Here is a 7,070-nt window from a genome sequence, read left to right as displayed (position 1 = left end):
CGGCAGCCATTCTTTCCAAAATGGAAACAGATGCCCTGGCAGATGTTTTAAAGCAGATCGATAAAGAAAAACGCAAGCTTCTGATCCAGCTGCTGGATGAACAGGTGCGGAAAGATATTGAAATGATCCGCTCCTTTGATGAGGATGAGATCGGAAGCAGAATGACAACGAACTGCATTGTGATCCGTGAAAACCTGACCGTAAAGCAGGCCATGAGTGAGCTGGTTTCCCAGGCGGCAGATAATGATAATATTTCTACGATCTTTGCAGTGACGGACAGAGGGGAGTTTTATGGAGCCCTGGATCTGAAGGATCTGATCACAGCAAGACAGGACCACCCTATGGAAGAGCTGATCGTAACTTCCTATCCATATGTGTATGGTACTGAGCAGATCGACGACTGTATGGAACGGCTGAAGGATTATTCTGAAGATTCCATTCCTGTATTGGACGATGACAATCGTTTCCTTGGAGTGATCACATCCGCAGGGATCATCGATCTGGTAGACGATGAGATGGGAGAGGATTATGCAAAGCTGGCTGGTCTGACTGCAGAGGAAGATCTGAAAGAACCTCTTTTTGAAAGCATGAAAAAAAGAATGCCTTGGCTGATCGTTCTTCTGGGCCTTGGTATGGTGGTATCTTCTGTTGTGGGAATGTTTGAAAAAGTAGTTACCTGTCTGCCGATCATCATGTGCTTTCAGTCTCTGATCCTGGATATGGCAGGAAATGTTGGAACCCAGTCCCTGGCTGTAACCATCCGTGTACTGATGGATGAAACGCTGACGGGCAGACAGAAAGCAGAGCTTGTGCTGAAGGAAATGCGGATTGGTCTTTGCAACGGTGGTTTGCTCGGCATTCTGTCTTTTGTACTGATCGGATTGTATATTTTCTTATTCAAAGGAAAAACACTCGTATTTGCCTATGCGGTATCCGGCTGTATCGGATTATCCCTGCTGGTGGCCATGCTGGTATCCAGTGCAGTGGGAACCTGCATACCGCTGTTTTTCAAAAAGGTTGGTGTGGATCCGGCAGTAGCCTCAGGTCCTCTGATCACTACGATGAATGACCTTGTAGCCGTGATAACATACTATGGAATGAGCTGGATATTCCTGATCGAGATGTTCCACCTGGCTGGCTGAGAGTAAAATGCAGCTATGCTCATAAAAATAGACAGATATCAGAAATCTGTCGAATAACAGAAAAGTTACCAATACAAAAAAATTCCGGATCGAAAGATTCGGGATTTTTCTTTACATACAAACAGAAAGCTATTATAATGAAAGACACGCTTTGCCCGTTTAAAACGTTGCAGAAATAAATACAAACAACGGGCAGAAAAAGAGAACAAAACGATCACATGGGGTGATTTGGGAAAGGAAACAGTAACATGATAGTAACAATGATCGAAAAGGTCTATACATTTCTGTGGGGAGATCTGATAAGGATCCCGCTTCCGGGAGGAAGTACGCTGGGAATCTCACTTCTGATCCTGCTTCTGATTCCGACCGGTATCTATTTTACCATCAGGACAAAGCTTCTGCCGATCCGTCTTTTTCCGGATATGGTACGAGCCCTGTCAGAAAAGAAAAGTGACAAAAATAATCTTTCAGCATTTCAGACGCTGATCGTATCTACAGCTACCCGTGTGGGAATGGGAAACCTGGTCGGTGTGGTAGCTGCGATCTCAGCAGGAGGTGCAGGAGCGGTATTCTGGATGTGGATCACGGCGCTGATCGGTTCCTCTACTGCTTTTATCGAAGCAACCCTGGCACAGCTCTATAAAGAAAAGGATCCTCTTTATGGTGGCTACAGGGGCGGTCCTGCCTACTATATCCACCGTTACTGGGAAGAAAAACAGGGCAGAAAACGAAAAAAGGTTCTGCTTTCCGTTCTGTTTGCCATTTCCGGCCTGATCTGCTGGTGTGGGATCAGTCAGGTTATCAGCAATTCCGTCACGGCGTCTTTCAAAAATGCTTTTGATATTCCGCCGATGTATACTACCATCGTGCTGGTAGTGATCGCAGCTGTGATCGTGCTTCGGAAGAATGCAACGGTTAAAGTTCTGGATCTTCTGGTGCCGGTGATGGCAGTGCTTTATTTTGTGATCACGCTGTTTATTATATTTACAAATCTTGGAAGTATGCCGGGAGTATTTAAACGGATTTTTGAAGAAGCTTTCGGATTTCGTCAGGCTGTTGCCGGCGGATTTGGCGTCGTGCTGATGAACGGAGTAAAAAGAGGTCTGTTTTCCAATGAGGCGGGAAGCGGCTCCGCTCCCTGTGCAGCAGCGGCAGCAGAATGTGACAGTCCGGTAAAAGCCGGATTTGTCCAGGCCCTGGGTGTATTTGTGGATACGATCGTAATCTGCAGCTGTACAGCTATGATCATGCTTCTGGCCCCGGAAGATCTGGTACAGGGGCTTTCCGGAATGGAACTTCTTCAGACTGCCATGCATTATCATATGGGGCAGTTTGGAGTGATCTTTATTGCTGCAACACTGTTTATGTTCAGCTTTTCCACATTCCTGGGAATCCTGTTTTATGCAAGAGGCAATGTGGCTTATCTTTTCGGTGATAACTGGGGTTCACAGACAGGATATAAGGTGCTGGCACTGGTGATGCTGTTTATCGGTGGGATCGCGGCTTACACATTTGTATGGGATCTGGGAGATGTAGGAATCGGCCTGATGACGATCTTTAATATTTTCATGCTGTATCCTCTTGGGGAAAAAGCACTGAAAGAGCTGAAGATCTATGAATCGGAAAAGAAGAAAAAATAAAACTGTTTACAGACCTTGAGAGCATATGGTAATATCAGGGTAAAGCGCTAAAAGATTAAAGAGTTCTGACAGCCGGAAGAAGTCAGACTCTGTGAAATATCAACGGTAAGTTGGATCAAGAGGAGGATATGAAAGATGTATATTACATGCCTGGACGTAGAAGGTGTACTGGTACCGGAGATCTGGATCGCATTTGCAGAGGCAAGCGGAATCCCGGAACTCAAGAGAACAACCCGTGATGAGCCGGATTATGATAAGCTGATGAACTGGAGACTTGGAATTCTGAAAGAGCATGGTCTGGGACTGAAAGAGATCCAGGAGACTATTGCAAAGATTGATCCCCTTCCGGGAGCAAAGGAATTTCTGGATGAGCTGAGATCCTTTTCCCAGGTGATACTGATCAGTGATACCTTTACACAGTTTGCAACTCCGCTGATGGAGAAGCTTGGACGGCCGACACTTTTCTGTAATTCCCTGGAAGTAGCAGAGAACGGAGAGATCACAGGCTTTAAGATGCGCTGTGAGAAATCCAAGCTGACAACTGTGAAGGCACTGCAGTCCATGGGATTTGAGACTATTGCAAGCGGAGATTCCTACAATGATCTTGGAATGATCCAGGCAAGCAAAGCAGGCTTCCTTTTCCGCAGTACAGAGCAGATCCGTGCAGATCATCCGGAAATTCCGGCTTACGAAGAGTACGATGAACTTCTTGCAGCGATCAGAGAAGCAATGAAATGAAGAAGGGAAAACCGGAATGATCAACGAAAGAATTGTGATCGAAGAAAAAACAAAGGATTATAATGAGGCATGGATAGAGACCTATTTCTGGCAGGAGTCGGAAGAACTCTATCCGGGACAGAAGCGTCCGGTCATAGTGATCTGTCCGGGCGGAGCTTATTGCATGACTTCAGACAGAGAGGCAGAAGCCATTGCTGTCCGGTTTATGGGAATGGGCTATCACACAGTGGTGCTTCGTTACAGTGTGGCACCTGCCAGATATCCGGTGGCTCTCCGTCAGCTGGCAAAAACAGTAGCTCTTCTCAGAGAGAACAGTGATAAGTGGCATATTGAAAAGAATAAGATCATTGTGTCAGGTTTTTCGGCAGGTGGCCATCTGGCAGCTTCTCTGGGAGTATTCTGGAATACGGAGGAGCTTGCTGGGATCACGGGAATGGAAAACGAGAGGATCCGTCCCAATGGCATGATCCTGAATTATCCGGTGATCACTTCAGGGGAAGCTGGTCATGAAGAAAGCTTTCGAAATCTTCTGGGAGATCGTTATGAGGAGCTGAAAGATCGGATGTCTCTGGAATTTCAGGTTACGGAAGATACACCCAGAACCTTTATCTGGCATACCTTTGAGGATCAGACGGTGCTGCTGGATAATACACTTCTCTTTGTTCAGGCACTCTATAAAAAGGGCATTCCAGTGGAGTATCATGTTTTTCCGCAGGGCCCCCATGGGATCGGCCTGGCAAATGAGCTGACTGCCAACGAAAACGGCAGAGGGATCGCAAGAGCCTGCGAACCATGGAGTGAGCTTGCAGGAAAATGGCTGAACCGAGAATTCCCATGGTGGAACGGGGCAAAGATCGAAAGATAATATGAGACTGCTGTGTCGGATAAAATATCCTTTTTATCGGGAAACCGGTAGAGAGGGTATTTTTTATGATTGTGATGCATGTGATGACTGCTGTATTTGTCGGCTGTTTTGTCTGGCTCATCTGATGATAAAAGCTTTGCAGGGCTTTGGTGTGGATCTGGATCAACATTCACATTGCAGAAAGAAAGGAATTTTGATAATTATGGATAAAAATCAGATTTTTATTACCAGTGGTACGGAATATAAAAGAATGACAAAGGAGCTTCTGGAAAAAGCGGATCTTCAGTCTCATATCGGGGACAGAAAGAAAAAGATCGGGATCAAGCCGAATCTGGTTTCTCCTTCAGAGGCTTCCTGGGGTGCAACGACTCATCCGGAAGTGGTTGCAGGAATTATCGAGTATCTGAAGGAGCATGGCTTCCGGGATATGGTGATGCTGGAGGGATCCTGGGTAGGAGATAAGACAAGGGAGGCTTTTGAGACCTGTGGCTTTGACAGGCTTGAGGAAGAGTATCAGGTGCCGTTCTGGGATATGCAGAAGGATAAGGGTATTTCTGTGGACTGCGGCGGAATGGAGCTGAATGTCTGTGAGCGGGTAAAGGAGCTTGATTTTCTGATCAATGTGCCGGTTCTGAAAGGCCATTGTCAGACAAAGATCACCTGTGCCCTTAAGAATATGAAGGGGTTGATCCCAAATAAGGAAAAGAGACGGTTTCATTCTCTGGGGCTTCATAAACCCATTGCTCATCTGAATATGGGGATACAGCAGGACTTTATTGTTGTGGATAATATCTGCGGGGATCTGGATTTTGAGGATGGCGGAAATCCTGTCGTGATGAACCGGGTGATGGCTGCCTGTGATCCGGTTCTTGTGGATGCATATGTGTGTCAGATGATGCATTATGAGGTAGCTGAGGTTCCTTATGTGAAGCTGGCAGGTGATCTTGGCGTGGGCTGTTCAGATATTTCCAAAGTAGATGTCAGATTTCTGGAGGATGGTGCGGATCAGAGGATGCCGGTATCCAGAAAGGTTGTGGAGCTTGCAGATGCCGTGGAGGAGGTGGAATCCTGCAGTGCCTGCTACGGGTATCTGATCCCGGCATTGGAGATGCTGAAGGAAGAGGGGCTTTTTGAGAAGCTGGATGAAAAGATCTGCATCGGGCAGGGGTATCGTGGTAAGACGGGAGTGCTTGGTGTGGGACACTGTACCTGTAAGTTTCAGAATTATGTGGAGGGGTGTCCGCCGTTGGAGGGGGATATATATGAGTTTTTGAAAGAGTATATTGGTGAACGGACGCCGGGGAAGTGACAGTCCTCCGGGCCGGACTCCGTCTGGGGATGCTGCTAAGGTTCCGTGAGCCGGCTAAAACCATTGCGGAAGGGCCCAGAACTCGCCTTCGGCTCAAACAGCTGGGCCCTTCCGCAATAACGCCGTCTCCCGCAACCTAACCATCATCACCCCTCCTCCGTAGCAGCCCGGAGGACTGTCACTTCCCCGGCTGACGTTTCAGACGGAGAGGTGGAAGCGGACGCGTGGTGTCCTGTCCTTACGTTTTGATGAGTTGAGCGTCCGCAGTTGGAGGTGTGGGAAGGATAGCGTCTGGTCGATAAATATTTTGGTGTTGTTCAATGTGTTGGAATGGTGGGAAGGATACGTCTTCTTGTTGAAAGGTGTTATGCCGATGAGATCGGCACAGCCTGGCGTTTTAAACAAACGCAGAATCCATCGCCCTGTCAGTAACGTAACATGACCAAAACGTACGATTTCTAGCCCAAAACGTACGATTTCTAGCGGGGCCTGAGGGAAGGGGTGCAGGGGAGGGGAAACGGCCTTTCGCAACTACGAGTGCTTCCCCTCCCCTGCGGTTTCACTTACGCTTCCAAAGCGTAAAAACATTTTTCAGAAAAAATTTTCAGAAAAAAAGAATCCTAAAGACATCTCTTTACAATCTCAATAATCTGCTCCATAGAAAACCGGCTGCTGTCAATACAGAGATCATACTGTGTCATATCCAGCCATTTGCTGTCTGTAAAGTATTCATAGTAAGCCTTTCTCTCTTTATCCATTTTTTTGACCAGCTTCCGTGCGCTGGCTTCTTCTCTGCCGGTACGGCGTATCACATTCTGAATTCTTTCCTCAAAAGGTGCATGGATAAAAAGTTTAAGTGATTTATCCTTCAGGATATTGGTCGCACAGCGGCCGACAATTACGCAGTCCTCTCTCTGCGGAAGAGACAGGATGATCTTTCTCTGGAGATCATAGAGCACATCGTTCATTGGTACAAAAGAGAAATTATCTGTAAACTGCAGCTCACTGTCAACGGGAAATACCCACTGACTGGCTTTTTTCTCGTCTACCTTTGCCAGGGTGTCGAAGGGGATATTGTTTTTCTTGGCAGCCATGTCAATCAGTTCTTTATCATAAAAACCGATGTCTAGGTTTTCAGCCAGAGTCTTGCCGATAAGGCGTCCGTTGCTTCCAAACATACGATTGATGGTGATAATACGTTTTGCCATAAAGATACCTCCTTTATTTCGGACCGGAAGCAGGAATATCTGATTTCCGGTAGTTTTTCTTACTTCTTTTATAACATATTTCAGTAAAAAATACCAGAAAATAATATATAATTTTTAAAATAATATTTAATATATACAAAAAATAATGACAGCAGACAGAAAATATAA

The 7,070-nt window shown here is 46.3% G+C and carries 6 protein-coding genes; 5 read left to right on the top strand and 1 reads right to left on the bottom strand.

The features are described 5' to 3' along the window. From mgtE to GPK58_RS11080, 5 genes are all read left to right on the top strand, one after another. The coding region (mgtE, locus tag GPK58_RS11100; RefSeq protein WP_215638653.1) for a magnesium transporter at positions 1-1,142 on the top strand (1,142 nt) is incomplete at its 5' end. A gap of 248 nt (positions 1,143-1,390) precedes the next feature. Further along, a complete protein-coding gene (locus GPK58_RS11095) occupies positions 1,391-2,782 on the top strand; it encodes an alanine/glycine:cation symporter family protein (RefSeq protein WP_022427211.1) in 1,392 nt (463 codons plus the stop codon). 135 nt (positions 2,783-2,917) lie between these two features. Then, entirely contained in the window at positions 2,918-3,520 is a 603-nt protein-coding gene (gene thrH, locus GPK58_RS11090) for a bifunctional phosphoserine phosphatase/homoserine phosphotransferase ThrH (protein WP_015524708.1), read from the top strand. Positions 3,521-3,536: 16 nt separating this feature from the next. Continuing rightward, positions 3,537-4,385: an alpha/beta hydrolase gene (locus tag GPK58_RS11085; RefSeq protein ID WP_022427210.1), complete on the top strand. Its 849-nt coding sequence runs from the start codon at positions 3,537-3,539 to the stop codon at positions 4,383-4,385. 202 nt (positions 4,386-4,587) lie between these two features. Further along, entirely contained in the window at positions 4,588-5,694 is a 1,107-nt protein-coding gene (locus GPK58_RS11080; protein ID WP_215638652.1) for a DUF362 domain-containing protein, read from the top strand. A gap of 620 nt (positions 5,695-6,314) precedes the next feature. Here GPK58_RS11080 and GPK58_RS11075 read toward each other — a convergent pair. Beyond that, positions 6,315-6,902, bottom strand: a complete 588-nt coding sequence (locus GPK58_RS11075; RefSeq protein ID WP_059085584.1) for a cytidylate kinase-like family protein — start codon at positions 6,900-6,902, stop codon at positions 6,315-6,317. Between the last annotated feature and the right edge of the window lie 168 nt (positions 6,903-7,070).

The organism is Blautia sp. MCC270 (genome assembly GCF_018785605.1).
Classification (GTDB): domain Bacteria; phylum Bacillota; class Clostridia; order Lachnospirales; family Lachnospiraceae; genus Blautia_A; species Blautia_A fusiformis.
This window is presented reverse-complemented; position numbering and strand designations above follow the sequence as displayed.